Raw genomic sequence first — 26,646 nt, 5'->3', positions numbered from 1 at the left:
GATGGACGCGGCCGGCGAGCGCCCCGACGTCATCCTGGTCGTCGACGACGACGAGGACATCGCCCGCTTCGTCGAGTTCAACCTGCGCCTGCACGGTTTCGAGGTGCTGCACGCCAGTGACGGCCAGGAGGCGCTGGAGATCATCGAGCGGCAGCGGCCCGACCTGGCGGTGGTGGACCTGATGATGCCGCGCGTCGACGGCCTGGAGCTGACCCGGCGGCTGCGCGCCGACCCGATGACCTCCGCGCTGCCGGTGATCATGCTGACCGCCAAGGGGATGACCCAGGACAAGGTCAACGGGCTCAGCGTCGGCGCCGACGACTACCTGGTCAAGCCGTTCGACACGCTGGAGCTGGTGGCCCGGGTCAACTCCACGCTGCGGCGCAACAAGGAGTTCCGCGAGGTCTCGCCGCTGACCGGCCTGCCCGGCAACAGCCGGATCCGGCGGGAGATCAGCGACCGGGTCCGCAACGGCGTCGACTACGCCGTGGGCTACATCGACATCGACCGGTTCAAGAGCGTCAACGACCGGTACGGCTTCGTGCGCGGCGACGAGTTCATCTCGGCGCTGGCCCGCAGCCTGCACCGGGCGGTGGTGTCGATCGGGCTGCCGCCGGCGTTCCTCGGGCACGTCGGCGGCGACGACTTCGTGATCGTCTGCGCGCCCAGCCAGGTCCGGCCGCTGACCAGCCGGGCCGTTGTCGACTTCGAGAAGGCCGCGGACGCGCTCTACGACGCCACCGACCGGGAACGCGGCTTCGTCGAGCTGAAGGACCGGCGCGGCAACATCCGCCGCGCCGCGCTCGTCACGCTCTCCATCGGGGTGTCGCTGTCCGATTCCGGCAAGCGGTTCACCGACCCGCTGGAGGCCATCGCGGTGGCCTCGGAGATGAAGACGGTGGCCAAGAGCCAGCCCGGCTCGTACGTGGCGGTGGACCGCCGGCGCGGCGTCACCTGAGCGCTCCTGTGAGGTAGCTCGCCTCTGTGGCGCGCACCCGGCCGGAACGTGTAAGACTTCCCGTATACCCACCACGCGCTGGCGGGGCTCGGTGAAATTCCGAACCGGCGGTGATCCACGGTCCGACCGTGGTAAGCCCGCGACCCGGACGGCTTCGGCCGGACGGTGGACCTGGTGAGAATCCGGGGCCGACGGTTGGGGTGCGGCTCGTCCGCCCCCAGACAGTCCGGATGGGAGACAGCGCGCGGAACGGGGGAGGCCCCTGCCGGCCGCTGAGCACCCTCAGCCGCCGCGTGGGCTCCCCGGGGTCGGCGACGCCGTCCCCGGGTTCTCCGCCGCCGCGTGTCCGCGGCTTTGTGGCCGCTGCTCCCGAACCCGCCCGCGCGCGACCGGCGAGCGGGAGGACAGACGGCCATGGCGAGCGTCTCCGTCGACGAGGCGATGCGTCGTGCCATCGAACTGGCCGCGCGCGGCCTCGGCGCCACCAGCCCCAACCCGGTCGTCGGCTGCGTGCTGCTCGACACCGACGGCGAGGTCGTCGGCGAGGGCTTCCACGCCTACGCCGGCGGCCCGCACGCCGAGATCGTCGCGCTGGCCCAGGCCGGCGCCCGCGCCCGCGGCGGCACCGCTGTGGTCACCCTTGAGCCCTGCGACCACACCGGCCGCACCGGCCCCTGCAGCCACGCGCTCATCGCCGCCGGGGTGGCCCGCGTCGTGGTCGCCGTGCCCGACCCCAACCCGGTCGCCTCCGGCGGCGCGGCCACGCTGCGCGCCGCCGGGGTCCAGGTGACCCTCGGGGTACGCGCCCAGGAGGCCGAGGCCGGCAACGTCGCCTGGCTCACCTCGATGCGCCGGGGCTGGCCGTACCTGATCTGGAAGTACGCGGCCACGCTCGACGGGCGTTCGGCCGCCGCCGACGGCACCAGCATGTGGATCACCTCCGAGGCGGCCCGGATCGACGTGCACGCGCTGCGCGGCACCGTCGACGCGGTGCTCGCCGGGGTGGGCACCGTGCTCACCGACGACCCCCGGCTCACCGCCCGCAACCTGCGCGACGGCACCCTGGCCATCCGGCAGCCGCTGCGGGTCGTGGTGGACAGCTCGGGGCGTACCCCGGCCGAGGCCCGGGTCCGCGACGGCGCCGCCCGCACCTGGGTGGCCACCGCCGCGGAGGTCGGCGCCGGGCCGGACGGCCGGGTCGACCTGGCGGCGCTGCTCGCGGAGCTGCACCACCGCGGCGTGCGGGCCGCGCTGCTGGAGGGCGGGCCGACGCTGGCCGGCGCGTTCCTCGCCGCCGGCCTGGTCGACAAGATCGTCGGGTACGTCGCGCCGAAGCTGCTCGGCGCCGGCCCGACCGCGCTGCTCGACGCCGGCGTGAGCACCATCGCCGACGCCATCGATCTGGAGATCACCGACGTTACGCGGGTCGGTCCCGACCTGCGGATCACCGCGCTGCCCCGGAAGAGGGAGGCCTGACATGTTCACCGGCATCGTCGAGGAGCTGGGCGAGATCGTCCGGAGCACCGAGACCGGCGACGACTCCGCCCTGGTCGCCATCCGTGGCCCGCTCGTCACCTCGGACGCCCGGCACGGCGACTCCATCGCGGTGAACGGCGTCTGCCTGACCGTTGTCGACGTCGACGGCGGGGTGTTCACCGCCGACGTGATGGGCGAGACGCTGCGCCGCACCGCGCTGGGGGCGCTGCGCCCCGGCGACCCGGTCAACCTGGAACGCGCCGCCGCGCTCAACAGCCGCCTCGGCGGGCACCTGGTGCAGGGCCACGTCGACGGCGTCGGCGAGATCGTCGCCCGGGAGCCGGCCGCGCAGTGGGAGACGGTCCGGTTCCGGCTGCCCGACGGGCTGGCCCGGTACGTGGTGGAGAAGGGCTCGATCACCGTCGACGGCGTGTCGCTGACCGTCGCCGAGGCGGGCGACGACTGGTTCTCGGTCGGCCTGATCCCCACCACGCTCAAGCTCACCGTGCTCGGCACGAAGCAGGTCGGCGACCCGGTCAACCTGGAGGTCGACGTGCTGGCCAAGTACGTCGAACGGCTGCTCGGCGACCGCGGCGCGGGAAGCGTGCGGTGATGGGCCCGCTCGGCTGGCTGCTCGACGCCCAGGTGCACGTGGCCGGCTCGCCGGTGCTGGTCCGGGAGATCGTCGGCAACGGCTTCGGGCTCGCCTCGGCGCTGCTCGGGCTGCGCCGGGTGGTGTGGGCCTGGCCGGTCGGCATGATCGGCAACGCGCTGCTGCTCACCGTGTTCCTCGGCGGCGTCTTCGTCACCCCGCAGGCGCACGACCTCTACGGCCAGGCCGGCCGGCAGGTCTTCTTCTTCGCCGTCAGCGTGTACGGCTGGTGGCGCTGGTCGCGCAACCGGCGTGCCGGTGGCGGGGACGAGCCGGCCGTGGTGCCGCGCTGGGCCACCTGGCCGGAGCGGCTCGGCCTGCTCGTGGCCGCCGTCGTCGGCACCGCCGCCGCGTACCCGGTGCTCGCCGCGCTGGGCTCGTGGGGGCCGCTGCCTGATGCCTGGATCCTGGTCGGCAGCCTGCTCGCCACGTACGGCATGGCCCGCGGCTGGGTCGAGTTCTGGCTGATCTGGATCGCCGTCGACGCGGTCGGCGTACCGCTGCTGCTGCGCGGCGGCTTCTACCCGTCGGCCGCCATGTACCTGGTCTACGGCGCGTTCTGCGCGGCCGGCCTGTACAGCTGGTGGCGCACCTCCCGGGCCGTCGCGACCGCGCCCGCCCCGATCCCGGCGACGTACTCGGAGGCAGTGGCATGACCACTTTCGGATCGATCGAGCAGGCGGTGGCGGACATCGCCGCCGGGCGCCCCGTGGTCGTGGTCGACGACGAGGACCGCGAGAACGAGGGCGACCTGATCTTCGCGGCCGAGCTGGCCACCCCGGAGCTGGTCGCGTTCATGGTCCGCTACACCTCCGGCTACATCTGCGTGCCGCTGACCGAGGACGAGTGCGACCGGCTCGACCTGCCGCCGATGCACCACACCAACCAGGACCGGCGCGGCACCGCATACACCGTGACGGTGGACGCCCGGGAGGGCGTCAGCACCGGCATCTCGGCCGCCGACCGGTCGCACACCATCCGGCTGCTCGCCGACGCCGCCACCGACCCGACCGACCTGGCCCGGCCCGGCCACGTGGTGCCGCTGCGCGCCCGCGCCGGCGGGGTGCTGCGCCGACCCGGGCACACCGAGGCGGCGGTGGACCTGACCCGGATGGCCGGGCTGCGCCCGGCCGGGGTGCTGTGCGAGCTGGTGAACGACGACGGCACCATGATGCGCCTGCCGGACCTGGAGAAGTTCTGCGCCGAGCACGGCCTGACGCTGGTCACCATCGCGGACCTGATCGCCTACCGGCGGCGCACCGAGAAGCAGGTCGAGCTGGCCGCCGAGGCCCGGATGCCCACCCCGTACGGCGTGTTCAAGGCGCTCGGCTACCGCGCCGAGCACGACCCGGCCGAGCACGTCGCGCTGGTCATGGGCGACCTCGGCGACGGGCGGGACGTGCTGGTGCGGGTGCACTCCGAGTGCCTCACCGGCGACGTGTTCGGCTCGCTGCGCTGCGACTGCGGGCCGCAGTTGCAGGCCGCGCTGGCCCGGGTCGCGGCCGAGGGCCGCGGCGTGGTCCTCTACGTGCGCGGGCACGAGGGCCGGGGCATCGGCCTGCTGCACAAGCTGCAGGCGTACCAGCTCCAGGACCAGGGCCGCGACACGGTGGACGCGAACCTCGACCTGGGCCTGCCGGCCGATGCCCGCGACTACGGCACCGGCGCGCAGATCCTCTACGACCTGGGCGTCCGCTCGATGCGGCTGCTGACGAACAACCCGGCCAAGCGGGCCGGGCTGGAGGGGTACGGGCTCACCGTGACCGGCCGGGAGGGGCTGCCCGTGCGGTCCAACCCGGAGAACGTGCGCTACCTGCGCACCAAGCGGGACCGGATGGGTCACCTGCTGGACGGACTGGACGAGGTGACCGAGGCGCCGATGGGCCGCCCGGTAGCCGGTGACGAGATCGGAGCGTAGGGCGATGGCGGGTTTCGGGGAGCCGGGCGTGAGCGCGGTGGACGCCGCCGGCATGACTGTCGGCGTGGTGGCCGCCCGCTGGCACGGCGAGCTGACCGACCACATGACCGAGCGGGCGGTGGCCGCCGCGCAGGCGTGCGGGGCGCGGGCCGTGGTGGCCCGGGTGGCCGGCTCGGTGGAGCTGCCGGTGGTGGCCCAGGCGATGGCCCGCCGCTTCGACGTGGTGGTCGCGCTCGGCGTCGTGGTACGCGGCGCGACGGCGCATTTCGACTACGTCTGCCAGTCGGTCACCGAGGGGCTGACCCGGGTGGCGCTGGACGAGGGCAAGCCGGTGGCGCACGGGGTGCTGACGGTGGACACCGTCGAGCAGGCCCGGGACCGGGCCGGGCTGCCCGGCTCGGCCGAGGACAAGGGCTGGTCGGCGACGGTGGCCGCGCTGGACGCCGCCCTCGCGATTCGCGGCCTGGACGCCCAGTCCGCCCACCGCGTCGGCTTCGCCTGACCCACCCGGCCCGTCACCAGCAGCGGCTGGAAGAATCGCCTTCCGTGAAGACGTTCGAGGAGTTGTTCGCCGAGCTGCAGGCCAAGGCCGCCGCCGGCACCCCGGGCTCGGGCACGGTCGACGCGCTCGCGAAGGGCGTGCACTTCATCGGCAAGAAGGTCGTCGAGGAGGCGGCCGAGTCGTGGATGGCCGCCGAGCACGAGGGCCCGGAGCGGGCCGCCGAGGAGATCTCCCAGCTGCTCTACCAGGCGCAGGTGCTGATGCTCGCGACCGGTCTGGAACTGAAGGACGTCTACCGACATCTGTGAGTGCCCGTCCGCTGATCATCCGATCGAACGAAGGAGCACTCCCATGCTGCGTGTCGCAGTACCCAACAAGGGCGCCCTGGCCGAGAAGGCGGCCCAGATGCTGCGCGAGGCGGGCTACCGCCAGCGCACCGACCCGAAGGACCTGGTCTGCCGGGACGAGCCCAACGACATCGAGTTCTTCTACCTGCGCCCCAAGGACATCGCCACCTACGTCGGCTCCGGTGACCTGGACGTCGGCATCACCGGGCGGGACCTGCTGATCGACTCCGGCGCTCCGGCCGAGGAGGTGGTGGACCTCGCCTTCGCCCAGGCCACCTTCCGGTTCGCCGCCCGCCCGCAGGACGTGGACGACGTCCGGGATCTGGGCGGGCACCGGATCGCCACCGCGTACCCGGGTCTGGTCGAGCGGCACCTGGCCGAGCTGGGCGTCAAGGCCGACGTGATCCGCCTGGACGGCGCGGTGGAGAACGCCATCCGCCTCGGCGTGGCCGACGTGGTCGCCGACGTGGTGGAGACCGGCGCGACGCTGCGCCAGGCCGGCCTGGTGGTGTTCGGCGAGCCGCTGCTGCGTTCCTCGGCGGTGCTGGTCCGCCGCGCCGGCACGCCCGGCGGCACCCAGCACGAGCAGCTGCTGCGCCGGCTGCACGGCGTCCTGGTCGCCCGGCGCTACGTGATGCTCGCCTACGACGTGCCGGCCGGCCTGCTCGACCGGGCCAGCTCGCTGACCCCCGGCATCGAGTCGCCGACGGTCTCGCCGCTGCACCGGGAGGGCTGGGTCGCGGTGCAGGCGATGGTGCTCCGCGACGACGTGCACCGGATCATGGACGAGCTGTACGAGCTGGGCGCCCGCGCGATCCTGGTCACCAACATCCACGCCTGCCGCCTGTGAGGCCGCTGCCGCTCCCGGCCGCGCTCGCGGTGGTCGTGGCCGGTGGTGTGGCCTCCGCCGCCCAGGGCGTGGTCAACGCCGAGATGGGGGAGCGGACCGGCGCCCCGGTCCTCGGCGCGGTCGTCAACAACCTCGGCGGCTGCCTGCTGGTGCTGGCCGGGATCGTGGCGTTGCCGTCGATGCGCGCCGGGCTGGCCGCGTTGCGCCGCTCCGGCCTGCCCTGGTGGACCTACCTGGGCGGGGTGGGCGGTGCGGTGATCGTGCTGGTCGCGCCGGTGGTGGTGCCCGTGCTCGGGGTGGCGGTGTTCACCATCGCCCAGGTGGCCGGTGGCAGCCTCGGCGGCCTGGCGGTGGACCGGGCCGGGCTGGCCGCGACCGGGCGGATGCCGCTCACCGTGCCCCGCGTCGGCGGGGCGGTGCTCGGCGTCGGCGCGGTCGCGCTCGCCCAGCTCGGCCGCCCGGTCGGCGAACTGGCGGTCGGGCTGGTGCTGCTCTGCGTCCTGGGCGGGCTGGCGGTGGCGACGCAGTCCGCGCTCAACGGCCGGGTCGCCGCCACCGTGGGCCCGGCCGCCGGGCTCGCCGTCAACTTCGCGGTCAGCACCGTGGTGATCGGCGCGGTGGCGGCGCTGACCGGCGCGCTCGCGAGCCAGCCCCGCTGGCCCGGCCAGTGGTGGCTCTACGTCGGCGGCCTGCTCGGCGTCGGCATCGTGCTCTCCCTGCTGGTCGGCGTACGCGCCGCCGGGGTGCTGCGCACCGGCCTGGCGCTGGTGGCCGGGCAGCTCGGTGGCGCGCTGCTGCTGGACCTGGTCCTGCCCGGCGGGCCCGGCGTGCGGCTGCCGGTGCTGGCCGGCGCCCTGCTCACGCTGCTCGCCGTGGTGGTCACCAGCCTGCGCCGGCGCGGCCCGGACCGTGTGGCGGCCGAAGATGCGCGCGAACCGGATGGCAGACTGGTCGGGTGAGCGATTCCGTGGTGACCGTGCGACCCCGCCGCGTCCGGGTCGTCTGCTGGGTGTCGGCCGTCACGCTGTTCGTCGTGTTCAGCCTCGTCGCGACGTCGCTGACCGGCGCCACCGGCAACGGCTACGGCACGTTCCAGCGCGGCGACCAGTTCGCCATGATCGGCCTGGGCGTGTTCGGTGCGCTCGGCTTCCTGCTGTTCACCCGCCCGCGCGTGGTCGCCGACGCCAAGGGCGTCCGGGTGCGCAACGTGTTCAGCTCGTACGAGCTGCCGTGGGAGGTGATCCGCGGGGTCCGGTTCGACAGGGGCGCCCCGTGGGCCAGCCTGGAGCTGCACGACGACGACCTGCTGCCGATGGTCGCGTTGCAGGCCGCCGACAAGGAGAGCGCGGTCGAGGCGGTCCGCGCGTTGCGCCGGCTGCACCAGGCGCACCTGGCGGCGCTGTCCGCCGGCCAGTCGGCACCCCGCTGACCAGCGAGCCCGGTTTGGGCGGGCCTGGGCCGAGGGTGTAGTGTTGCGGAGTCGACCAGACTGCCCCCGTCCCTGACGCGCGGGCGGTCGTGAAGCGGAGCGCCCGCTCCCACCCGAGTCGCCGCCACGGTGGCCGGGTCCGGTCCCCGGTTTCGGGCACGTCCCGGCGCCGGATGCGCGATCCTGTGATCGTGCCGACCGGTCGAGTGGGCCCTGGCATACGCCGGGGCCTTCTGCTTTCCGGGTCGGCTCCCGCCCGGGAGCCCGCGGAGTCGGCACCGTAGGAGACTCGACTCGAGGAGGCCCCATCAGCGTCGAACCACGCGTGAACGAGCAGATCCGGGCACGTGAGGTCCGACTGGTCGGCCCTGAGGGTGAGCAGGTGGGCATCGTCCCGCTTGAGCGCGCCCTGCAGCTGGCCGCGGACGTCGACCTGGACCTGGTCGAGGTTGCGCCGATGGCGCGCCCGCCGGTGTGCAAGCTCATGGACTTCGGCAAGTTCAAGTACGAGAGCGCACTCAAGGCGCGCGAAGCGCGGCGTAACCAGCAGCAGACCGTCATCAAGGAGATGAAGCTCCGGCCGAAGATCGACCCGCACGACTACGAGACCAAGAAGGGTCACGTGGTGCGGTTCCTCAAGGCCGGCGACAAGGTCAAGGTGACGATCATGTTCCGCGGTCGGGAGCAGAGCCGCCCGGAGCTGGGTTACCGGCTCCTGCGCCGGCTCGAGTCCGAGATCACGGACCTGGGATACGTCGAGGCCGCTCCGAAGCAGGACGGCCGAAACATGATCATGGTTCTCGCTCCGCACCGGGCCGTCAAGGCCTCCGCGGTCGCCGCCACGGCGTCCCGCGGTGGACCGCGCGACCGGGCCGCGGAGGAACCGGCCGCTCCGGCCGGCGAGACCCCGGCGGCCGGCGACACCGCAGCAGCCGGCGAGACCGGTACGACCGCTGAGACCAGCGGCCAGTAACAGGGGAGAAGACGTTCCAATGCCGAAGATGAAGAGCCACACGGGTATGGGCAAGCGGGTCAAGGTGACCGGCAAGGGCAAGATCGTTGCCCAGCAGGCCGGCCTTCGCCACAACCTGGAGAAGAAGCCCAGCACCCAGACCCGTCGGCTGACCGGCACCGTCGAGCTGGCCAAGGCCGACGTCAAGCGCATCAAGAAGCTGCTCGGCCGCTGACGCGAGCCACCTGAACCGAAGAAGGAGTTGAGATGGCACGCGTCAAGCGGGCTGTGAACGCCCAGAAGAAGCGTCGTACCCTGCTGGAGACCGCGAGCGGTTACCGCGGTCAGCGCTCCCGGCTGTACCGCAAGGCCAAGGAGCAGGTGCTGCACTCGATGCAGTACTCCTACCGGGACCGTCGCGACCGCAAGGGCGACTTCCGGCAGCTCTGGATCCAGCGGATCAACGCCGGCGCCCGGGCCAACGGCCTGACCTACAACCGGCTGATCCAGGGCCTGCGCCTGGCCGGCATCGAGGTCGACCGGAAGATCCTGGCCGACATGGCCGTCAACGACGCCGCCTCGTTCGCGGCGATCGTCGAGCTGGCCCGCGCCGCCGTGGCGGCCGAGGGCACCGGTGGCGCCGCGGCTCCGGCCGCCTGACCCACCCCGTACGGCAGATCGAGGCGTCTCCCATGCAGTCACATCCGCAGGGGAGGCGTCTCGACGCCGTTCCCGGACCGTTCACCCCGCGTACCCCCAGGGTCGTGGCGGCCCGCCGGCTGCACCGCCGGCGCGACCGCGACCAGGCCGGCCGGTTCCTGGCCGAGGGGCCGCAGGCGGTCCGGGAGGCGCTGGCCCGCGCCGGCACCGTGGTCGAGCTGTTCGGCACCCCGGCGGCGCTCGACAGGTACGCCGACCTCGCCGCCACGGCCGCCCGGGCCGACGTGCCCGTCTCCGAGGTGACCGACGACGCGCTGGCCGCGCTGGCCGAGACCGTCGCCCCGCAGGGCCTGGTGGCGGTGTGCCGGCACCTCGACGTACCCCTGGCGCAGGCCGTGGCGCGCGGACCGCGACTGGTCGCGGTGCTCGCCGGGATCCGCGACCCGGGCAACGCCGGCACCGTGCTGCGCACCGCCGACGCGGCCGGGGCGGGCGCGGTGATCTTCGCTGGCGAGGCGGTCGACCCCTACAACGGCAAATGTGTGCGGGCCTCCGCCGGCAGCCTCTTCCACGTCGACGTGGTGCGTGCCGCCGACCCGCTCGCCGCCGTCGAGGCGCTGCGGGCCGCCGGCCTGAAGATCTTCGCCACCACCGGGTACGGCGACAGCGACCTGGACGACCTCGCCGACGCCGGAAGGCTGGCCGCGCCGACAGCGTGGCTGTTCGGATCGGAGGCGCACGGCCTGCCCGAGGAGCTGACCGCCGCCGCCGACGCCCGGGTCCGGGTGCCGCTGCACGGGCGCGCGGAGAGCCTGAACCTGGCTGCGGCTGCCGCTGTCTGCCTGTATTCTTCCGCCAGAGCACTGCGTGTCCCCCGGGGCACGCGAGAGACAGCAGGGGAGTCCGCCTCGTCATGAACGCGCCACGGCGTTCGTTTAGCCAGCCCGCCGGTGTCGGCGGGCGGCGGGCCTGACCCTTCCCCCTGCACGACTCCCCACCGGCGGGCTGCGGCGAAGCCGCGCGTCCGTAGACTCGCCTAGCCACCCGTGAGGGTCGGCGCCGCCGTGAGGGAGTGCCCGTTCACCATGAGCTACCGCAACGATCCGTACGACCCGAAGCAGGTCGCCCTGCTCGACCCGGACGCCCTGGCCGGAGCAGTGGCCGACGCCGAGAAGGCGTTCGCCGACGCCACCGACCCGGACGCGCTCACCGCGCTTCGCCCCGCGCACCTCGGCGACCGGTCCCCGGTGTCGCTCGCGCGCCGGGAGATCGGCGCGCTGCCGCCGGCCGCGAAGGCCGACGCCGGCAAGCGGGTCAACGAGGCCCGCCGCGCCATCGAGAGCGCGTACGCCGCCCGGCAGGAGATCCTGGAGCGCGAGCAGGCCGAGCGGGTGCTGGTCGAGGAGCGGGTCGACGTGACCCTGCCGTACGACCGCCGGCCGCGCGGCGCCCGCCACCCGCTGAGCGTGCTGATGGAGCAGATCAGTGACCTGTTCATCGGCATGGGTTACGAGGTGGCCGAGGGCCCCGAGGTCGAGCTGGAGTGGACCAACTTCGACGCGCTGAACATCCCGGCCGACCACCCGGCGCGCGGTCTGATGGACACGTTCCACATCGCACCCGAGGGCAGTGGCCTGGTGCTGCGCACCCACACGTCGCCGGTGCAGGCGCGCACCATGCTCAGCCGCAAGCCGCCCATCTACGTGGTGGTGCCCGGCCGGGTCTACCGCACCGACGAGCTGGACGCCACCCACGCGCCGGTCTTCCACCAGGTCGAGGGCCTCGTGGTGGACAAGGGCATCACCATGGCGCACCTGCGCGGCACGCTCGACCACTTCGCCCGGGCCATGTTCGGCGAGGGCGCGAAGACCCGCTGGCGGCCGCACTACTTCCCGTTCACCGAGCCGTCGGCGGAGTTCGACGTCTGGTTCCCGGAGCACCGGGACGGTCCGCAGTGGGTCGAGTGGGGCGGCTGCGGCATGGTCAACCCGCGGGTGCTGCGCGCCTGCGGCATCGACCCGGAGGTCTACTCCGGATTCGCGTTCGGCATGGGCATCGACCGGACCGTGATGGTCCGGCACGGCGTCAGCGACATGCGGGACATGGCCGAGGGCGACGTGCGGTTCACCCGCGCGTTCGGCGCCTGAGCTACGGGAACGGTGGTTTAACAGTCATGCGAGTTTCTGTCAGTTGGCTGCGCGAGTACGTCGACCTGCCGGCCGACCTGCCCACCGGCGACCTGGAGCAGGCGCTGGTCGACCTCGGCATCGAGGTCGAGTCCGTGGTGGACCTGCGCGAGTCCGTCACCGGCCCGCTGGTCGTCGGCGAGGTACTGGAGATCGAGGAGCTGACCGGCTTCAAGAAGCCGATCCGCTTCTGCCGGGTCGACGTCGGCGCCGCGAACGGCACCGGCGAGCCGCAGGAGATCGTCTGCGGGGCGCGCAACTTCGCCCAGGGCGACAAGGTCGTGGTGATCCTCCCCGGCGGCGTGCTGCCCGGCGGGTTCGCGATCGGCGCGCGCAAGACGTACGGGCGCAACTCCCACGGCATGATCTGCTCGGCCCAGGAGCTGGGACTGGGCGACGACCACTCGGGCATCGTCGTGCTGCCCGAGGACGTCAAGGCCCAGCCCGGCGACGACGCCCGGCCCGTCGTCGGCCTGGACGACGTCGTGGTCGAGATGGAGATCACCCCGGACCGCGGGTACGCGCTGAGCGTGCGCGGCATCGCCCGGGAGCTGTCGCACGCGCTCGGCGTGCCGTTCCGCGACCCGGCCGACGCGCCCGCGCCCGGCGCGACCGCCGAGCCCGCGTACCCGGTGGAGGTCCGTGACCCGGTCGGCTGCGACCGGTTCGCGGCGCGGATGGTGCGCGGCGTCGACCCGACCGTGGAGACGCCGGGCTGGATGCGGCAGCGGCTCACCGTGGCCGGCGTACGCAGCATCTCGCTCGCCGTCGACATCACCAACTACCTGATGCTCGAACTCGGCCAGCCGATGCACGCCTTCGACGCGGACCGGATCGCCGGGCCGCTCGTGGTGCGCCGCGCCGAGCCGGGGGAGAAGCTGACCACGCTGGACGGGGTGAGCCGCTCGCTGTCCGCCGAGGACCTGGTGATCTGCGACGACACCGGTCCGATCTCGCTGGCCGCGGTGATGGGCGGCGAGACCAGCGAGGTGCTCGCCTCCACCACGAACGTGCTGTTCGAGGCGGCGCACTGGGACCCGGCGACCGTCGGCCGTACCGCGCGGCGGCACAAGCTGTTCAGCGAGGCGGCGAAGCGGTGGGAGCGGGGCGTCGACCCGGCGCTGCCGCTGGTCGCGCTGGACAAGGCGGTCCGGCTGCTCACCGACCTCGCCGGCGGCACGGCCGGCGACGAGGTGCTCGACATCGACCACGTCGCGCCGCGTACGCCGGTGACGCTGCCGGTGGACCTGCCGTCGCGGCGGGTCGGCGTGTCCTACTCGCCGGACCGGGTGGTGGAGCTGCTGGAGCAGGTCGGTTGCACAGTCACGCGCGGCGTGGACCGGCTCGCCGAGGACCCGGGCACGGCCGGGGTCGGCTCCGGCGCGGGTGAGGTGCTGACCGTGACGCCGCCGAGCTGGCGGCCCGACCTGACCGACCCGGCCGACCTGGTGGAGGAGGTGGTACGCCTCGACGGCTACGACCGGGTGCCGTCGGTGCTGCCCACCGCGCCGCCCGGCCGGGGCCTGACCTGGCAGCAGCAGCGCCGCCGGGCCGTCGCCCGCTCGCTCGCCGAGCGCGGCTACGTCGAGGTGCTGGCGCAGCCGTTCGTCGCGCCGGAGCTGGTCGACCAGCTCGGCCTGCCCGCCGACGACCCGCGCCGCCCCGCGGTACGCCTGGCGAACCCGCTGTCGGAGGAGGAGCCGCTGCTGCGCACCACGCTGCTCGGCCCGCTGCTCGGCATCGTCAAGCGCAACGTCGGCCGGGGCCAGCGGGACGTGGCGATCTACGAGATCGGCACCGTCTTCCACCCGCGTCCCGGCGCCGGCGCCCCGCCCGCGATGGGCGTGGACCGGCGGCCCACCGACGAGGAGTTCGCCGCCGCCGACGCGGTGGTGCCCGCCCAGCCCCGGCACGTCGCGGTCGCGCTGACCGGCGAGATCGAGCCGGCCGGCTGGTGGGGCGCGGGCCGCACGGCCGGCTGGGCCGACGCGATCGAGGCGGGCCGGGCCGTGCTCGACGCCGCCGGGATCCCCGCCGACCGGGTGACGGTACGGGCCGGGGAGCGCGCGCCCTGGCACCCGGGCCGCTGCGCCGAACTGGTGGTGGACGACGTGGTCGTCGGCCACGCCGGTGAGCTGCACCCGGCCGTGCTGGCCGCGCTGGAGCTGCCCCGGCGTACCAGCGCCATGGAGCTGGACCTGGACGCGCTGCCCGCCGCCCCCCTGGTCGCCGGCCCGACCATCTCCACGTTCCCGCCGGCGCTGATCGACGTGGCGCTCGTGGTGGACGACGCGGTGCCGGCCGCCGAGGTGCGGGCGGCGCTGGTCGAGGGCGCGGGCGCGCTGCTGGAGGACGTCCGCCTGTTCGACGTCTACACCTCCGAGCAGCTCGGCGAGGGGCGCAAGTCGCTGGCGTACAAGCTGACGTTCCGCGCCCCGGACCGGACCCTCGCGGGCGAGGAGGCGGTGGCGGCGCGCGACGCGGCGGTCGCTGTCGCCGCCGAGCGCTTCGGCGCCACCCTGCGCGGCGCCTGAAAGGAGGGGCCCCCTCTTAACGCCTCCGGTAGAGGAGGGGGCCCCTTTTAACACCGCGCGCACGCGAGCCGCCCGTGAACGTCGTCTCATGGCTATGCAGCGCGCCGTATGACCTTGCGATGAGGTCGCCCCGACCGGTACCCTTCTCTGCATAGTCATGCGGAGGTGGGTATGGGCATTCGAACAGTGGTGGCCGGGGCGAGTGGATACGCCGGGGGCGAACTGCTGCGCCTGCTCGCCGGTCACCCCGAGTTCGAGCTGATCGCCGCCACCGCGCACACCCAGGCCGGTCAGCCGGTCACCGCCGTACACCCGCAGCTCGCCGGCCTGGACCTGGTCTTCGCCGCGACCGAACCGGCGACCCTGGCCGACGCGGACGTGGTGTTCCTGGCCCTGCCGCACGGGCAGTCCGCGGCGCTCGCCGCGGCGCTGCCCGACACGGTCAAGGTGGTCGACCTGGGCGCGGACCACCGGCTGCGCGACGCCGGCGCCTGGTCCCGCTACTACGGCGGGGAGCACGCCGGCGCCTGGACCTACGGGCTGCCCGAGCTGCCCGGCCAGCGCGCCGAGATCGCCGCCGCGTCGCGGGTGGCCAGCACCGGCTGCTACGCGGTGGCGACCACGCTGGCGCTGGCGCCGCTGATCGCCGCCGGCGCGGTACGCCCCGACGACGTGGTGGTGGTCGCCGCCTCCGGCACCTCCGGCGCGGGCCGGGCCGCCAAGACCCACCTGCTCGGCAGCGAGGTGATGGGCGACCTGTCGCCCTACAAGGTGGGCGCGCACCAGCACGTGCCGGAGATCAAGCAGGCCACCGGCGCGACCGGCCTGTCCTTCACCCCGGTGCTCGCGCCGATGCCCCGGGGTATCCTGGCCACCGTCACCGCCGTGCCCACCGGCGACGCCGACCCGCGCGCGGTGCTGGCCGCCGCGTACGCCGACGCGCCGTTCGTGCACGTGCTGCCCGAGGGCGCGTGGCCGCACACCGCCGCCACCGCCGGCTCGAACGCCTGCCACCTCCAGGCGACCGTGGACGTCGACTCGGGGCGGGTGATCGTGGTCAGCGCGATCGACAACCTGGGCAAGGGCGCGGCCGGCCAGGCCGTGCAGAACGCCAACCTGATGGTGGGTCTCCCCGAGACCACCGGTCTGTCCGTGTTTGGAGTGGCCCCGTGAGCGTCACCGTCCCCCGTGGGTTCCGCGCCGCAGGTGTCGCGGCCGGGCTGAAGTCCTCCGGCGCGCCCGACGTCGCCCTCGTGATCAACGATGGCCCGGACGCCGGTGTGGCCGGTGTCTTCACCGCCAACCGGGTCAAGGCCGCGCCGGTGCTGTGGAGCCAGCAGGTCGTGCACGGCGGCGTCGTGCGCGCCGTGGTGCTCAACTCCGGCGGCGCGAACGCCTGCACCGGCCCGGCCGGCTTCCAGGACACGCACGCCACCGCCGAGCACACCGCCGCCGCGATCACCGCGGCGAACGCGCGGCTCATCGTCGGCGCGGGCGAGGTCGCTGTGTGCTCGACCGGCCTGATCGGCGAGCGGCTGCCGATGGACAAGCTGCTTCCCGGCGTACGCGACGCGGTGCGCGGCCTGTCCCGCGACGGCGGCCCGGCGGCCGCCGAGGCCATCATGACCACCGACACCCGGCCCAAGACGACAGTGGCGCAGGGTACGGGCTGGACCGTCGGCGGCATGGCCAAGGGCGCGGGCATGCTCGCCCCGGCCATGGCCACGATGCTCTGCGTGCTCACCACCGACGCGGTGGCCGGGCCGGACGCCCTGGACGCCGCGCTGCGCGCCGCCACCCGGATCACGTTCGACCGGATCGACTCCGACGGCTGCATGTCCACGAACGACACGGTGCTGCTGCTGGCAAGCGGCGCGTCCGGGATCGAGCCGACCGCCGAGGAGCTGACCGCCGCGGTCACCGCCGCCTGCCACGACCTGGCCCAGCAGCTCCTGGCCGACGCGGAGGGCGCGACGAAGGAGGTCGCGATCGAGGTGGTCGGCGCGGCCAGCGAGGACGACGCGGTCGAGGTGGGCCGCACGGTGGCCCGCAACAACCTGGTCAAGACCGCGCTGTTCGGCAACGACCCGAACTGGGGCCGCATCCTCGCCGCGGTCGGCACCACCACCGCCGTGTTCGAGCCGGACGGCGTCGACGTCGCGGTCAACGGCATCTGGGTGTGCCGGGGCGGCGCCGCCGCCGAGGACCGCGCCAAGGTGGACCTCACCGGCCGCGGCGTCACCGTCCGGATCGACCTGCACGCCGGCGTCGACACCGCCACCATCTGGACCAACGACCTGTCCCACGCGTACGTACACGAGAACTCGGCCTATTCCACATGAACTTGAGTGCTGACCTCACCCGGGCCCAGGCCAAGGCCGCCGCGCTGATCGAGGCGCTGCCCTGGCTGGCCCGCTTCTCCGGCGCCACCGTCGTGGTCAAGTACGGCGGCAACGCCATGGTCGACCCGGAACTGCAGCGGGCGTTCGCCGCCGACATGGTGTTCCTGCGCTACGCCGGCCTGAAGCCGGTGGTGGTGCACGGCGGCGGCCCGCAGATCTCCGCCATGCTCGGCCGGCTCGGCATCGCCAGCGAGTTCCGGGGCGGCCTGCGGGTCACCACCCCGGAGGCGATGGACGTGGTCCGGATGGTCCTGGTCGGCCAGGTCGGCCGGGAACTGGTCGGGCTGATCAACGCGCACGGCCCGTACGCGGTCGGCCTCTCCGGCGAGGACGCCGGGCTGTTCACCGCCGTGCGCCGACCCGCGTACGTGGACGGCGAAGCGGTCGACGTAGGCCAGGTTGGTGACGTGGAGTCGGTGAACGTCTCGGCGGTCACCGACCTGATCGCCGCCGGCCGGATCCCGGTCATCTCGACAGTCGCGCCGGACGCCGACGGGGTGCTGCACAACCTCAACGCGGACACCGCCGCCGCCGCGCTCGCGGTGGCGCTGGACGCCCGCAAGCTGGTCGTGCTGACCGACGTCCCGGGCCTTTACGCCGACTGGCCGGACACGTCCAGCCTGGTCAGCGAGATCACCGCGGACGACCTGGCGAAGCTGCTGCCGTCCCTGGAGTCGGGCATGGTCCCGAAGATGGAGGCCTGCCTGCGGGCGGTGCGCGGGGGAGTGCCCGCCGCGCACGTCGTCGACGGCCGGGTCGCCCACTCCACGCTGCTGGAAGTGTTCACGTCGGAGGGCTTCGGAACCATGGTGATCGACTCATGAGCACGCTGGTGCAGCGGTGGAACGCCACCATGATGGACAACTACGGCACGCCGCCGCTGGCGCTCGTCTCCGGCTCCGGCGCCGTCGTGACCGACGAGACCGGCCGGGAGTACGTCGACCTGCTCGGCGGCATCGCCGTCAACGCGCTCGGCCACGCCCACCCGGCGGTGGTGGCCGCCGTCAGCAAGCAGGTCGCGACGCTCGGGCACGTGTCGAACCTGTTCGTCGCCGAGCCGCCGGTGGCGCTGGCCGAGCTGCTGCTGGCGCTGGCCGGCCGCCCCGGCCGGGTGTTCTTCGCCAACTCCGGCGCGGAGGCCAACGAGGCGGCGTTCAAACTGTCCCGGCTCACCGGCCGCCGGCACGTGGTCGCCACCCACGGCGGCTTCCACGGCCGGACCATGGGCGCGCTGGCGCTGACCGGGCAGCCCGCCAAGGCCGACCCGTTCCGCCCGCTACCAGGCGACGTGACGCACGTGCCGTTCGGCGACGCCGACGCGCTGGCCGAGGCGGTCACCGACGACACCGCCATGCTGATCATCGAGCCGATCCAGGGCGAGAACGGCGTGGTCGTCCCGCCGCCCGGCTACCTCGCCGCGGCCCGGCGGATAACCGCCGCGCACGGCGCGCTGCTGGTGCTGGACGAGGTGCAGACCGGCATCGGCCGGACCGGCCACTGGTTCGCCCACCAGGCCGACGGCGTCGAGCCGGACGTCATCACGCTCGCCAAGGGCCTCGGCGGCGGCCTGCCACTGGGCGCCTGCCTGGCCTTCGGCCGGGCCGCCGACCTGCTCACCCCCGGCTCGCACGGCACCACGTTCGGCGGCAACCCGATCAGCTGCGCCGCCGCGCTCGCGGTCGTCTCCACGATCGCGCACGAGGGCCTGCTCGACCACGTCAAGCGCGTCGGCGAGCGGCTGCGGCGCGGCGTCGAGGCGCTCGGTCACCCGCTGGTACGCGAGGTGCGCGGCGCCGGGCTGCTGCTCGGCATCGTGCTCGACCAGCCGGTCTCCGCCGCCGCGGCGGCAGCGCTGCGCGACGCGGGTTTCCTGGTGAACCCGGTGCAGCCGGACGTGATCCGGCTCGCCCCGCCGCTGATCCTCACCGTGGCGCAGGCCGACGCCTTCGTCGCCGCGCTGCCCGCCGCGCTGCCCGCCGCCGCGCCGCACCCTTCCACCGACGCCGCAGCGACCGCCGACGACGCCGCGTCCGACGCCACGACCCCGACGGAGGCTCCCGCATGATCCGCCACTTCCTGCGCGACGACGACCTCACGCCCGCCGAGCAGGCCGCCGTGCTCGACCTCGCCGCCCGGATGAAGACCGACCGGTACGGCCACCAGCCGCTGGCCGGACCGAAGTCGGTGGCGGTGCTGTTCGACAAGCAGAGCCTGCGGACCCGGATCTCGTTCGACGTGGGCATCGCCGAACTGGGCGGGCATCCGCTGGTGGTGGACACCCAGGTCACCCACTTCGGCCGCGGCGAGACGCTCGCCGACGCCGGCCGGGTGCTGTCCCGCTACGTCGCCGCGATCGTGCTGCGCACCCACGGCGACGACCGGATCGCCGAGGTCGCCGAGCACGCCACGGTGCCGGTGGTCAACGCGCTCACCGACACGTACCACCCCTGCCAGATGCTGGCCGACCTGCTCACCGTGCGCGAGCGCTTCGGCGGCACCGCCGGGCGGATCCTCGCGTACGTGGGCGACGCGGCGAACAACATGGCCCACTCGTACCTGCTGGCCGGCGCGACCGCCGGGATGCACGTGCGGATCGCCGGTCCGGCCGGGTTCCAGCCGGACCCGGAGATCGTGGCCCGCGCGGAGAAGATCGCCGCCACCACCGGCGGCTCGGTCCAGGTGCTCACCGACCCGGCCGAGGCGGTACGCGGCGCGCACGTCGTCGCCACCGACACCTGGACGTCGATGGGACAGGAGTCCGACGGGCTGGACCGGATCACGCCGTTCCTGCCGTACCAGGTCAACGCCGCGCTGCTCGGCCACGCCGACGCCGACGTGATCGTGCTGCACTGCCTGCCCGCCCATCGGGGCGAGGAGATCACCGACGAGGCGCTCGACGGCCCGCACAGCGCGGTGTTCGACCAGGCGGAGAATCGGCTGCACGCCCAGAAGGCGCTGCTGACGTTTCTCCTGGAGGAATCCGCATGACCGCTCCGCTGACCCGCGCCGCGCGGCACGCCCGCATCGTCGAGCTGATCCGCGACACCCCGATCCACTCGCAGACCGAGCTGGCCGACCTGCTCGCCGGCGACGGCATCCAGGTCACCCAGGCCACGCTGTCGCGGGACCTGAAGGAACTGGGGGCGGTGACCGCGCGCGGCGGTGACGGGCGGGGCGTCTACCTGATCCCGGAGGACGGGCACCGGCCGCTGCGCGACGCCGAGGGCGCGCCGGCCCGGCTGGTCCGGCTGCTGCGTGAGCTGCTCAACGGCGTCGACTCCAGCGGCAACATCGCGGTGCTGCGCACCCCGCCGGGCGCGGCCCAGTACCTCGCCAGCGCGCTGGACCGGGCCGGCCTCACCGAGATCGTCGGCACCATCGCCGGCGACGACACCATCCTCGTCGTGGCCCGGGAGGCCGACGGCGGGGCGGCGCTGGGCGAGCGGCTCGCCGCCTGGGCCCGCCGGGACGACACAGTCGAAGGGAGCACGACGTGACCGAGCGGGTCGTGCTGGCGTACTCCGGGGGCCTGGACACCTCGGTCGCCATTCCGTACCTGGCCGAGCAGACCGGCGCGGAGATCATCGCGGTGGCGGTCGACGTCGGCCAGGGCGGCGAGGACATGGCCGTGATCCGGCAGCGCGCGCTCGACTGCGGCGCGGTCGAGGCCGAGGTGGTGGACGCGCGCGACGAGTTCGCCGCCGACTACTGCCTGCCGGCGATCCGGGCCAACGCCCTCTACATGGACCGGTACCCGCTGGTGTCCGCGCTGTCCCGGCCGCTGATCGTCAAGCACCTGGTCGCCGCGGCGCGCGCCCACGGCGGCACGATCGTGTCGCACGGCTGCACCGGCAAGGGCAACGACCAGGTCCGCTTCGAGGTCGGCCTGGGCGCGCTCGCGCCCGACCTGAAGGTGATCGCCCCGGCCCGGGACTTCGCCTGGACCCGGGACAAGGCGATCGCGTTCGCCGAGGAGAAGGGGCTGCCGATCGACGTGTCGGCGAAGTCGCCGTACTCGATCGACCAGAACCTGTGGGGCCGCGCGGTGGAGACCGGCTTCCTGGAGGACATCTGGAACGCCCCGGTCGAGGACCTCTACGCGTACACCGTCGACCCGGCGTCGGAACGCGACCCGGACGACGTGGTGCTCACGTTCGACGCCGGCGTCCCGGTCGCGATCGACGGCGAGACGGTCACCCCGTACGAGGCGATCCGGGAGCTGAACCGGCGCGCCGGGGCGCACGGCGTGGGCCGGCTCGACATGGTCGAGGACCGGCTGGTCGGCATCAAGAGCCGCGAGGTGTACGAGGCACCCGGCGCGGTCGCGCTGATCACCGCCCATCAGGACCTGGAGGCGGTGACAGTCGAGCGGGACCTGGCCCGGTTCAAGCGCGGCGTCGACCAGCGCTGGGGTGAGCTGGTCTACGACGGGCTCTGGTTCTCGCCGCTGAAGCGCGCGCTGGACGCGTTCATCGACGACGCCCAGCGGCACGTCAGCGGCGAGGTGCGGCTGCGGCTGCACGGCGGCCGGGCCGTGGTGACCGGCCGGCGTTCCGAGGCGAGCCTGTACGACTTCGGCCTCGCCACGTACGACACCGGTGACACGTTCGACCAGTCGCTGGCGAAGGGTTTCGTGCAGTTGTGGGGCCTGCCCAGCCGGATGGCGGCGGCGCGGGACGCCCGGATGGGAGGAGTCTGATGGGGGGCACCACAATGGGTGGGGTGGACGACAAGAGCCTGACCGAGAACAGCGCCCCCGCCAACCGGACGAGCCTCTGGGGCGGCCGGTTCGCCGGCGGCCCCGCCGAGGCGCTCGCGCGGCTGTCGGTGAGTGTCCAGTTCGACTGGCGCCTCGCCCCGTACGACATCGCCGGTTCCCGCGCGCACGCCCGGGTCCTGGCCGGCGCCGGCCTGCTCGACCCGGACGAACTGGGCCGGATGCTTGCCGCGCTGGACGACCTGGAGGCGGCGTGCGCCTCCGGCGCGTTCCGCCCGACCATCGACGACGAGGACGTGCACACCGCGCTGGAGCGTGGCCTGCTGGAGCGGCTGGGCAGCCTCGGCGGCAAGCTGCGCGCCGGCCGGTCCCGCAACGACCAGGTCGCCACCGACCTGCGGCTCTACCTGCGTGACCACGCCCGCGGGGTGGCGGCCCGGCTGGTCGAGCTGGCCGAGGCCCTCGTCGAGCAGGCGGAGCGGCACGTGGACACCGCCGCGCCGGGCATGACGCACCTGCAGCACGCCCAGCCGGTGACGTTCGGGCACTGGCTGCTGGCCCACGTGCAGCCGCTGCTGCGCGACCTGGAGCGGATGCGGGACTGGGACGAGCGGACCGCGATCAGCCCGCTCGGCGCGGGCGCGCTGGCCGGGTCGGGGCTGCCGCTGGACCCGGTGGCGGTCGCCAAGGAGCTGGGCTTTCGTACCTCGTTCGCCAACTCGATGGACGCGGTCGCGGACCGCGACTTCGTCGCCGAGTTCCTGTTCGTCACCGCGATGATCGGCGTGCACCTGTCCCGCCTCGGCGAGGAGGTGGTGCTCTGGACGTCGCAGGAGTTCGGCTGGGTCGAGCTGGACGACGCGTTCGCCACCGGCTCGTCGATCATGCCGCAGAAGAAGAACGCGGACATCGCCGAGCTGGCCCGGGGCAAGTCCGGCCGCCTGGTCGGCGGCCTGATGAGCGTGCTCACCATGCTCAAGGGCCTGCCCATGACGTACGACCGGGACATGCAGGAGGACAAGGAGCCGGCGTTCGACGCGGTCGACACGCTGGAGCTGCTGCTGCCCGCGCTGGCCGGGATGATCTCCACGATGACGGTCCGGGTGGACCGGCTGGTGGCGAGCGCCCCGTCGGGTTTCTCGCTCGCCACCGAGGTCGCCGACTGGCTGGTCCGGCGCAACGTGCCGTTCCGCGACGCGCACGAGATCACCGGCAAGCTGGTGGCGCTCTGCGCGGCCCGCGACTGCGCGCTGGACGAGGTGTCCGACGCCGACCTGGCCGCCGTCAGCGAGCACCTGGACCCTTCGGTGCGCGACGTGCTGTCGGTGCGTTCGGCGCTGGCCGCCCGCATCACGCCCGGCTCCACCGGCCCGGGTCCGGTCGCCGACCAGCTCGCCGCCGCGGCGGACAAGCTGACCGGCTGGCGCGAGTGGGCCGCCGAGCGGGTCGTCCCCCGCTGACCTGCGGCTGATCCGGGGGCAGGCACCCGCCTGCCCCCGGATCACACCGGTCAACCGGTGGGGCGCTCGCGCTTGGGGAGCTTCGCCACCACCGCGTCGTACGACCCGTCGACCGCCTCGACCAGCTCGTCGTCGGAGATGCCGCCGGAGAGCCGCAGCGTGTTCCAGCCCGACCGGCCGATGTAGGGGGAGGGGCGCGCGTCGGCCGGGAACCGGTGCAGCCACTCGTCGGCCACCTCGCGGGACGCCCCGCACTTCACCCCGACCCGCGCCTCACCGTCGGGCGAGCCGAGGAACGCGAAGATCCGGCTGCCCACCTTCACCACCTCGTCGCCCTCCCACGGCCGGTCGAGCCAGGCTCCCGGCTTGGCCAGGCAGTAGGCGAGCATCTCCTCGCGCGTCATCGCGTCCTCCCCGTGCCGTCGTCGGGCACAGTCTTGCCCGCGGCTGTGACAGTGCGCGCCGCCGGTCAGTCGCCGGTGCCGGTGCGGACGGTGAGCCGCTCGTAGCGCTGCCGGGCCGCCTGGGCGCTGCCCAGCCCCAGCCCGAAGGCGATCGCCTGCCAGGTCATGCCCCGGCCGCGGGCCACCTGGAGCAGCCCGGCCTCCAGTGCGTCCACCTCGGAGCGCACGTGCGGGATGAGCGTCAGCGCGGCCATCAGGTCGGCCTGGTCGACCGGCTCCTCACCCTCGTCCAGCTCGGCGCCCCCGGCGAGCGCCATCACCAGCGTGGCCGCCTCGTAGGCGTCGGGCACGTCGGGGTGGGCGTAGCGACGGCGGCGGGAGTTGGTGCCGGCGTGCCGCTCGGCGATCCGCAGCAGCGCCGCGTAGTTGCGGTGCGCCCGTGCCTGGGCAGCATCCGGAGCGGTGAACGGGTCGTTGTCCACGGTGACCATGTCGTCCATCCCACACCCAAGAATGGCCCGTTGTCAACACCCCGTTGAAAGCCCTTCGTGTAAAACACCGTGACCACAACGCATGGTGAAGGGTCGGCGCGTCATGCCACCACAGACGCGCCGCGGGGTGTCCCGGGTTGCCCGGAACGGCCGATTCAGGCCGGCGAGTTCCGCACCGGGGCGGCCGGAGCGGGCCGGCGACGCGGGGTGTGCCGCCGGTAGACGCTCACGCTCGGCTCGTCCGCCAGCCAGAACCGCCACGGCAGGTCGTGCGCGGCGGCGACCCCGACACGCGGCCCGGCGACGATGTGCGCCGGGTCGACCGGGCTCGCCGGTGGCGTCAGCAGCAGCGGGCCGCTGCCGTCGATAGCCGAGGTGCCGTTCGCGTCCCGCCCGATCCCGAGCGCGGTGACGAGCCGGGCCGGCCCGCGGGCCAGATCCCGGTCGGCGGCGCGCGGCCTGCGCTCGCGGGCGGTCTCGACGCCGCCGACCACCTCGCCCGCGCGCAGCAGCACCGCCGCCGCCTCGCCGTCGCGCCCGCAGACGATGTTCGCGCACCAGTGCATGCCGAACACGAAGTACACGTACACGTGCCCGGCGGGCCCGAACATGACCTGGTTGCGCGGCGTCGGCCCGCGGTGGGCGTGCGACGCCGGGTCCTCGCCGGTGCCCGCGTACGCCTCCACCTCGGTGAGGCGTACCGTGACGCCGCCGGCCGACACGGTCCAGCCGAGCAGCGTCCGCGCGGTCTGCGCTACCTGCGCGGCGGGCGCGGAGAGCCAGGGGTACGTCATCGCGGCAAGGGTAGTCGGTGGGAGGCGCGTGATCCGGGCCACGCCGGGGCGGGCGGCCACCGGAATAGTTGACTCGTCAAATATGTTGTGAGGAGCGATCCCGGGCCGACCGGTCCGGACCCCACGCGAGGAGCTGGTCATGCAGTTCGGAGTCTTCACCGTCGGTGACGTCACCCCCGACCCGACAAACGGGCGACTGCCGTCCGAGCGTGAGCGGATCAAGGCCATGACCGCCATCGCGCTCAAGGCCGAGGAGGTCGGCCTGGACGTCTTCGCCACCGGCGAGCACCACAACCCGCCGTTCGTGCCGTCGTCGCCGACCACCATGCTCGGCTGGATCGCCGCGCGCACCGAACGGCTGCTGCTGTCCACCGCGACCACGCTGATCACCACCAACGACCCGGTGAAGATCGCCGAGGACTACGCGATGCTGCAGCACCTCGCCGACGGCCGGGTGGACCTGATGATGGGGCGCGGCAACACCGGGCCCGTCTACCCGTGGTTCGGCCAGGACATCCGCAACGGCATCCCCCTGGCCATCGAGAACTACGACCTGCTGCGCCGGCTCTGGCGCGAGGACGTGGTCGACTGGAAGGGCCGGTTCCGTACGCCGTTGCAGGCGTTCACCTCGACCCCGCGCCCGCTCGACGGCGTGCCGCCGTTCGTCTGGCACGGCTCGATCCGCAGCCCGGAGATCGCCGAACAGGCCGCGTACTACGGGGACGGCTTCTTCGCCAACCACATCTTCTGGCCCAAGGAGCACACCCAGCGGATGGTCGGCCTCTACCGGGAGCGGTTCGCGCACTACGGCCACGGCTCGCCCGACCAGGCCATCGTCGGCCTCGGCGGGCAGGTATTCATGCGCCGCAACTCCCAGGACGCGGTACGCGAGTTCCGCCCCTACTTCGACAACGCCCCGGTCTACGGGCACGGCCCGTCGCTGGAGGAGTTCACCCGCGAGACGCCGCTGACCGTGGGCAGCCCGCAGCAGGTCATCGACCGGACGCTGGGCTTCCGCGAGTACGTCGGCGACTACCAGCGGCAGCTGTTCCTGATCGACCACGCCGGCCTGCCGCTGAAGACGGTGCTGGAGCAGCTCGACCTGCTGGGCGAGGAGGTGGTACCGGTGCTGCGCAAGGAGTTCGACTCGCTGCGTCCCGCGCACGTGCCCGAGGCGCCCACCCACGCCGGCCTGCTTGCCGCCCGCGACGCCGCGCCGGCCGACGGGGAGCAGCGATGACCAGCCGTACCCTGGCGGTCGTCTCGGCCGGGCTCGCCCAGCCGTCGTCCACCCGTCTGCTCGCCGACCAGCTCGCCGCGGCCGCCCGCGACGAGCTGGCCGGCCGCGGCGCGACGGTGGAACTGCGCACCGTGGAGCTGCGCGAGCACGCCCACGACGTGGTGAACCACCTGCTCACCGGCTTCGCGCCGGCCGCGCTGCGACAGACACTCGACGCCGTGGCGGCCGCCGACGCGCTGATCGCGGTGACGCCGATCTTCAACGCGTCCTACAACGGGCTGTTCAAGTCGTTCTTCGACGTGATCGACCGGGACACGCTCGCGGGCAAGCCGGTGCTGATCGGGGCGACCGGGGGCACCGCCCGGCACTCCCTCGCGCTGGAGCACGCGGTCCGGCCGATGTTCACGTACCTGCGGGCGGCGACACTGCCCACTGCGGTGTTCGCCGCGCCGGAGGACTGGGCCGGTGACGATGGGGACAGCGCGTTGCGGTCCCGGATCCGCCGGGCCGCCGCCGAGCTGGCCGAGCAGGTGGACCGCCGCCCGCCCGCGACCGGCCCGGCCGACCCGTTCGCGCTCACCACCGACTTCGCCGACCTGCTCGCCGGCCGCGACCCGGCCTGACGCCGGGGGCGGTGCGGCGCGGAGGCGACCGCTACCGAGCGTTACCGTCCC

The 26,646-nt window shown here is 73.8% G+C and carries 29 protein-coding genes and 1 riboswitch; of the genes, 26 read left to right on the top strand and 3 right to left on the bottom strand.

Annotated features, from left to right (window positions below):
* Position 1: 1 nt before the first annotated feature.
* The 24 genes from O7542_RS14445 to argH all read left to right on the top strand — a co-directional run bounded on the left by O7542_RS14445 (position 2) and on the right by argH (position 23,043).
* Positions 2–958 (top strand): response regulator, encoded by a 957-nt coding sequence (locus tag O7542_RS14445; protein ID WP_043324938.1) that lies wholly within the window; start codon positions 2–4, stop codon positions 956–958.
* Positions 959–1,031: 73 nt separating this feature from the next.
* Positions 1,032–1,204, top strand: a riboswitch (FMN riboswitch).
* A gap of 168 nt (positions 1,205–1,372) precedes the next feature.
* Positions 1,373–2,434: a bifunctional diaminohydroxyphosphoribosylaminopyrimidine deaminase/5-amino-6-(5-phosphoribosylamino)uracil reductase RibD gene (ribD, locus tag O7542_RS14440; RefSeq protein ID WP_043324937.1), complete on the top strand. Its 1,062-nt coding sequence runs from the start codon at positions 1,373–1,375 to the stop codon at positions 2,432–2,434.
* Between the two features lies 1 nt (position 2,435).
* Positions 2,436–3,047, top strand: a complete 612-nt coding sequence (locus O7542_RS14435; protein WP_064448497.1) for a riboflavin synthase — start codon at positions 2,436–2,438, stop codon at positions 3,045–3,047.
* Complete coding sequence (gene pnuC / locus O7542_RS14430; RefSeq protein ID WP_030502479.1) at positions 3,047–3,742, top strand: nicotinamide riboside transporter PnuC; 696 nt, start codon at positions 3,047–3,049, stop codon at positions 3,740–3,742. The genes O7542_RS14435 and pnuC overlap by 1 nt, the downstream gene beginning before the upstream one ends.
* Positions 3,739–5,004 carry a bifunctional 3,4-dihydroxy-2-butanone-4-phosphate synthase/GTP cyclohydrolase II gene (locus O7542_RS14425; RefSeq protein ID WP_113973134.1) on the top strand — a complete coding sequence of 422 codons (1,266 nt, stop codon included), beginning with the start codon at positions 3,739–3,741 and terminating at the stop codon, positions 5,002–5,004. The genes pnuC and O7542_RS14425 overlap by 4 nt, the downstream gene beginning before the upstream one ends.
* A gap of 4 nt (positions 5,005–5,008) precedes the next feature.
* Positions 5,009–5,506: a 6,7-dimethyl-8-ribityllumazine synthase gene (gene ribH, locus O7542_RS14420; RefSeq protein ID WP_043324935.1), complete on the top strand. Its 498-nt coding sequence runs from the start codon at positions 5,009–5,011 to the stop codon at positions 5,504–5,506.
* Positions 5,507–5,532: 26 nt separating this feature from the next.
* Complete coding sequence (locus tag O7542_RS14415; protein ID WP_197494977.1) at positions 5,533–5,814, top strand: phosphoribosyl-ATP diphosphatase; 282 nt, start codon at positions 5,533–5,535, stop codon at positions 5,812–5,814.
* 43 nt (positions 5,815–5,857) lie between these two features.
* A complete protein-coding gene (gene hisG, locus O7542_RS14410) occupies positions 5,858–6,703 on the top strand; it encodes an ATP phosphoribosyltransferase (RefSeq protein WP_043324931.1) in 846 nt (281 codons plus the stop codon).
* Positions 6,700–7,662: a DMT family transporter gene (locus O7542_RS14405; RefSeq protein ID WP_069087685.1), complete on the top strand. Its 963-nt coding sequence runs from the start codon at positions 6,700–6,702 to the stop codon at positions 7,660–7,662. The genes hisG and O7542_RS14405 overlap by 4 nt, the downstream gene beginning before the upstream one ends.
* Positions 7,659–8,132, top strand: a complete 474-nt coding sequence (locus tag O7542_RS14400) for a PH domain-containing protein (protein WP_030502474.1) — start codon at positions 7,659–7,661, stop codon at positions 8,130–8,132. Before O7542_RS14405 ends, O7542_RS14400 begins: the two co-directional genes overlap by 4 nt.
* A gap of 325 nt (positions 8,133–8,457) precedes the next feature.
* Positions 8,458–9,105: a translation initiation factor IF-3 gene (gene infC / locus O7542_RS14395; RefSeq protein WP_043324929.1), complete on the top strand. Its 648-nt coding sequence runs from the start codon at positions 8,458–8,460 to the stop codon at positions 9,103–9,105.
* A 19-nt stretch (positions 9,106–9,124) separates the two neighbouring features.
* On the top strand, positions 9,125–9,319 hold the full coding sequence (gene rpmI, locus O7542_RS14390) for a 50S ribosomal protein L35 (RefSeq protein WP_026267805.1): 195 nt from the start codon (positions 9,125–9,127) through the stop codon (positions 9,317–9,319).
* A 32-nt stretch (positions 9,320–9,351) separates the two neighbouring features.
* Complete coding sequence (gene rplT, locus O7542_RS14385; protein WP_281606439.1) at positions 9,352–9,744, top strand: 50S ribosomal protein L20; 393 nt, start codon at positions 9,352–9,354, stop codon at positions 9,742–9,744.
* Positions 9,745–9,776: 32 nt separating this feature from the next.
* Positions 9,777–10,661 (top strand): RNA methyltransferase, encoded by an 885-nt coding sequence (locus tag O7542_RS14380; RefSeq protein WP_281606438.1) that lies wholly within the window; start codon positions 9,777–9,779, stop codon positions 10,659–10,661.
* Positions 10,662–10,829: 168 nt separating this feature from the next.
* A complete protein-coding gene (gene pheS / locus O7542_RS14375) occupies positions 10,830–11,891 on the top strand; it encodes a phenylalanine--tRNA ligase subunit alpha (RefSeq protein WP_043324926.1) in 1,062 nt (353 codons plus the stop codon).
* Between the two features lie 26 nt (positions 11,892–11,917).
* Positions 11,918–14,464, top strand: coding sequence for a phenylalanine--tRNA ligase subunit beta (gene pheT, locus O7542_RS14370; RefSeq protein ID WP_281606437.1), 2,547 nt, complete (start codon positions 11,918–11,920; stop codon positions 14,462–14,464).
* 171 nt (positions 14,465–14,635) lie between these two features.
* Positions 14,636–15,637: an N-acetyl-gamma-glutamyl-phosphate reductase gene (gene argC, locus O7542_RS14365; RefSeq protein WP_281606436.1), complete on the top strand. Its 1,002-nt coding sequence runs from the start codon at positions 14,636–14,638 to the stop codon at positions 15,635–15,637.
* Positions 15,634–16,806, top strand: coding sequence for a bifunctional glutamate N-acetyltransferase/amino-acid acetyltransferase ArgJ (gene argJ / locus O7542_RS14360; protein ID WP_113973129.1), 1,173 nt, complete (start codon positions 15,634–15,636; stop codon positions 16,804–16,806). The genes argC and argJ overlap by 4 nt, the downstream gene beginning before the upstream one ends.
* The gene (gene argB, locus O7542_RS14355) at positions 16,803–17,690 is read left to right on the top strand and encodes an acetylglutamate kinase (RefSeq protein ID WP_281606435.1); all 888 of its coding nucleotides are present in this window, start codon (positions 16,803–16,805) and stop codon (positions 17,688–17,690) included. Before argJ ends, argB begins: the two co-directional genes overlap by 4 nt.
* Positions 17,687–18,931 (top strand): acetylornithine transaminase, encoded by a 1,245-nt coding sequence (locus O7542_RS14350; RefSeq protein WP_043324922.1) that lies wholly within the window; start codon positions 17,687–17,689, stop codon positions 18,929–18,931. Before argB ends, O7542_RS14350 begins: the two co-directional genes overlap by 4 nt.
* On the top strand, positions 18,928–19,854 hold the full coding sequence (argF, locus tag O7542_RS14345) for an ornithine carbamoyltransferase (protein ID WP_281606434.1): 927 nt from the start codon (positions 18,928–18,930) through the stop codon (positions 19,852–19,854). The genes O7542_RS14350 and argF overlap by 4 nt, the downstream gene beginning before the upstream one ends.
* Positions 19,851–20,363, top strand: a complete 513-nt coding sequence (locus tag O7542_RS14340; RefSeq protein WP_043324920.1) for an arginine repressor — start codon at positions 19,851–19,853, stop codon at positions 20,361–20,363. The genes argF and O7542_RS14340 overlap by 4 nt, the downstream gene beginning before the upstream one ends.
* Positions 20,360–21,565 carry an argininosuccinate synthase gene (locus O7542_RS14335; RefSeq protein WP_281606433.1) on the top strand — a complete coding sequence of 402 codons (1,206 nt, stop codon included), beginning with the start codon at positions 20,360–20,362 and terminating at the stop codon, positions 21,563–21,565. The genes O7542_RS14340 and O7542_RS14335 overlap by 4 nt, the downstream gene beginning before the upstream one ends.
* 14 nt (positions 21,566–21,579) lie before the next feature.
* Positions 21,580–23,043, top strand: a complete 1,464-nt coding sequence (gene argH / locus O7542_RS14330; RefSeq protein WP_281606473.1) for an argininosuccinate lyase — start codon at positions 21,580–21,582, stop codon at positions 23,041–23,043.
* A 50-nt stretch (positions 23,044–23,093) separates the two neighbouring features.
* On the opposite strand, the gene O7542_RS14325 is transcribed toward argH, so the two are convergent.
* The 3 genes from O7542_RS14325 to O7542_RS14315 form a co-directional block, all read right to left on the bottom strand.
* Positions 23,094–23,447, bottom strand: a complete 354-nt coding sequence (locus O7542_RS14325) for an MmcQ/YjbR family DNA-binding protein (protein WP_281606432.1) — start codon at positions 23,445–23,447, stop codon at positions 23,094–23,096.
* 65 nt (positions 23,448–23,512) lie between these two features.
* Entirely contained in the window at positions 23,513–23,947 is a 435-nt protein-coding gene (locus O7542_RS14320; RefSeq protein ID WP_030502457.1) for a hypothetical protein, read from the bottom strand.
* 146 nt (positions 23,948–24,093) lie between these two features.
* Entirely contained in the window at positions 24,094–24,732 is a 639-nt protein-coding gene (locus O7542_RS14315; protein ID WP_104114297.1) for a DNA-3-methyladenine glycosylase, read from the bottom strand.
* A 139-nt stretch (positions 24,733–24,871) separates the two neighbouring features.
* Here O7542_RS14315 and O7542_RS14310 point away from each other — a divergent pair, with 139 nt between their 5' ends.
* Positions 24,872–25,972 (top strand): LLM class flavin-dependent oxidoreductase, encoded by a 1,101-nt coding sequence (locus O7542_RS14310; protein ID WP_043324916.1) that lies wholly within the window; start codon positions 24,872–24,874, stop codon positions 25,970–25,972.
* Positions 25,969–26,595, top strand: coding sequence for a CE1759 family FMN reductase (locus tag O7542_RS14305; RefSeq protein ID WP_281606431.1), 627 nt, complete (start codon positions 25,969–25,971; stop codon positions 26,593–26,595). The genes O7542_RS14310 and O7542_RS14305 overlap by 4 nt, the downstream gene beginning before the upstream one ends.
* Positions 26,596–26,646 lie beyond the last annotated feature (51 nt).

The sequence above is a fragment of the Micromonospora sp. WMMC264 genome (assembly GCF_027497275.1).
Classification (GTDB): domain Bacteria; phylum Actinomycetota; class Actinomycetes; order Mycobacteriales; family Micromonosporaceae; genus Micromonospora; species Micromonospora chalcea.
The sequence above is the reverse complement of the archived record's forward strand: the minus strand, read 5'-3'. Positions and strand labels throughout refer to the sequence as shown.

Bases quoted from the DNA above. Each gene is read 5' to 3' on its own strand.
- argB (WP_281606435.1), top strand. From the start codon at position 16,803: ATGAACTTGAGTGCTGACCTCACCCGGGCCCAGGCCAAGGCCGCCGCG.
- argH (WP_281606473.1), top strand. From the start codon at position 21,580: ATGGGTGGGGTGGACGACAAGAGCCTGACCGAGAACAGCGCCCCCGCC.
- O7542_RS14315 (WP_104114297.1), bottom strand. From the start codon at position 24,732: ATGACGTACCCCTGGCTCTCCGCGCCCGCCGCGCAGGTAGCGCAGACC.
- O7542_RS14350 (WP_043324922.1), top strand. From the start codon at position 17,687: ATGAGCACGCTGGTGCAGCGGTGGAACGCCACCATGATGGACAACTAC.
- pnuC (WP_030502479.1), top strand. From the start codon at position 3,047: ATGGGCCCGCTCGGCTGGCTGCTCGACGCCCAGGTGCACGTGGCCGGC.
- pheT (WP_281606437.1), top strand. From the start codon at position 11,918: ATGCGAGTTTCTGTCAGTTGGCTGCGCGAGTACGTCGACCTGCCGGCC.
- O7542_RS14435 (WP_064448497.1), top strand. From the start codon at position 2,436: ATGTTCACCGGCATCGTCGAGGAGCTGGGCGAGATCGTCCGGAGCACC.
- hisG (WP_043324931.1), top strand. From the start codon at position 5,858: ATGCTGCGTGTCGCAGTACCCAACAAGGGCGCCCTGGCCGAGAAGGCG.
- pheS (WP_043324926.1), top strand. From the start codon at position 10,830: ATGAGCTACCGCAACGATCCGTACGACCCGAAGCAGGTCGCCCTGCTC.
- O7542_RS14425 (WP_113973134.1), top strand. From the start codon at position 3,739: ATGACCACTTTCGGATCGATCGAGCAGGCGGTGGCGGACATCGCCGCC.
- rplT (WP_281606439.1), top strand. From the start codon at position 9,352: ATGGCACGCGTCAAGCGGGCTGTGAACGCCCAGAAGAAGCGTCGTACC.
- ribH (WP_043324935.1), top strand. From the start codon at position 5,009: ATGGCGGGTTTCGGGGAGCCGGGCGTGAGCGCGGTGGACGCCGCCGGC.
- ribD (WP_043324937.1), top strand. From the start codon at position 1,373: ATGGCGAGCGTCTCCGTCGACGAGGCGATGCGTCGTGCCATCGAACTG.
- argF (WP_281606434.1), top strand. From the start codon at position 18,928: ATGATCCGCCACTTCCTGCGCGACGACGACCTCACGCCCGCCGAGCAG.
- O7542_RS14320 (WP_030502457.1), bottom strand. From the start codon at position 23,947: ATGGACGACATGGTCACCGTGGACAACGACCCGTTCACCGCTCCGGAT.
- argC (WP_281606436.1), top strand. From the start codon at position 14,636: ATGGGCATTCGAACAGTGGTGGCCGGGGCGAGTGGATACGCCGGGGGC.
- O7542_RS14340 (WP_043324920.1), top strand. From the start codon at position 19,851: ATGACCGCTCCGCTGACCCGCGCCGCGCGGCACGCCCGCATCGTCGAG.
- O7542_RS14325 (WP_281606432.1), bottom strand. From the start codon at position 23,447: ATGACGCGCGAGGAGATGCTCGCCTACTGCCTGGCCAAGCCGGGAGCC.
- O7542_RS14380 (WP_281606438.1), top strand. From the start codon at position 9,777: ATGCAGTCACATCCGCAGGGGAGGCGTCTCGACGCCGTTCCCGGACCG.
- O7542_RS14305 (WP_281606431.1), top strand. From the start codon at position 25,969: ATGACCAGCCGTACCCTGGCGGTCGTCTCGGCCGGGCTCGCCCAGCCG.
- O7542_RS14445 (WP_043324938.1), top strand. From the start codon at position 2: ATGGACGCGGCCGGCGAGCGCCCCGACGTCATCCTGGTCGTCGACGAC.
- rpmI (WP_026267805.1), top strand. From the start codon at position 9,125: ATGCCGAAGATGAAGAGCCACACGGGTATGGGCAAGCGGGTCAAGGTG.
- O7542_RS14310 (WP_043324916.1), top strand. From the start codon at position 24,872: ATGCAGTTCGGAGTCTTCACCGTCGGTGACGTCACCCCCGACCCGACA.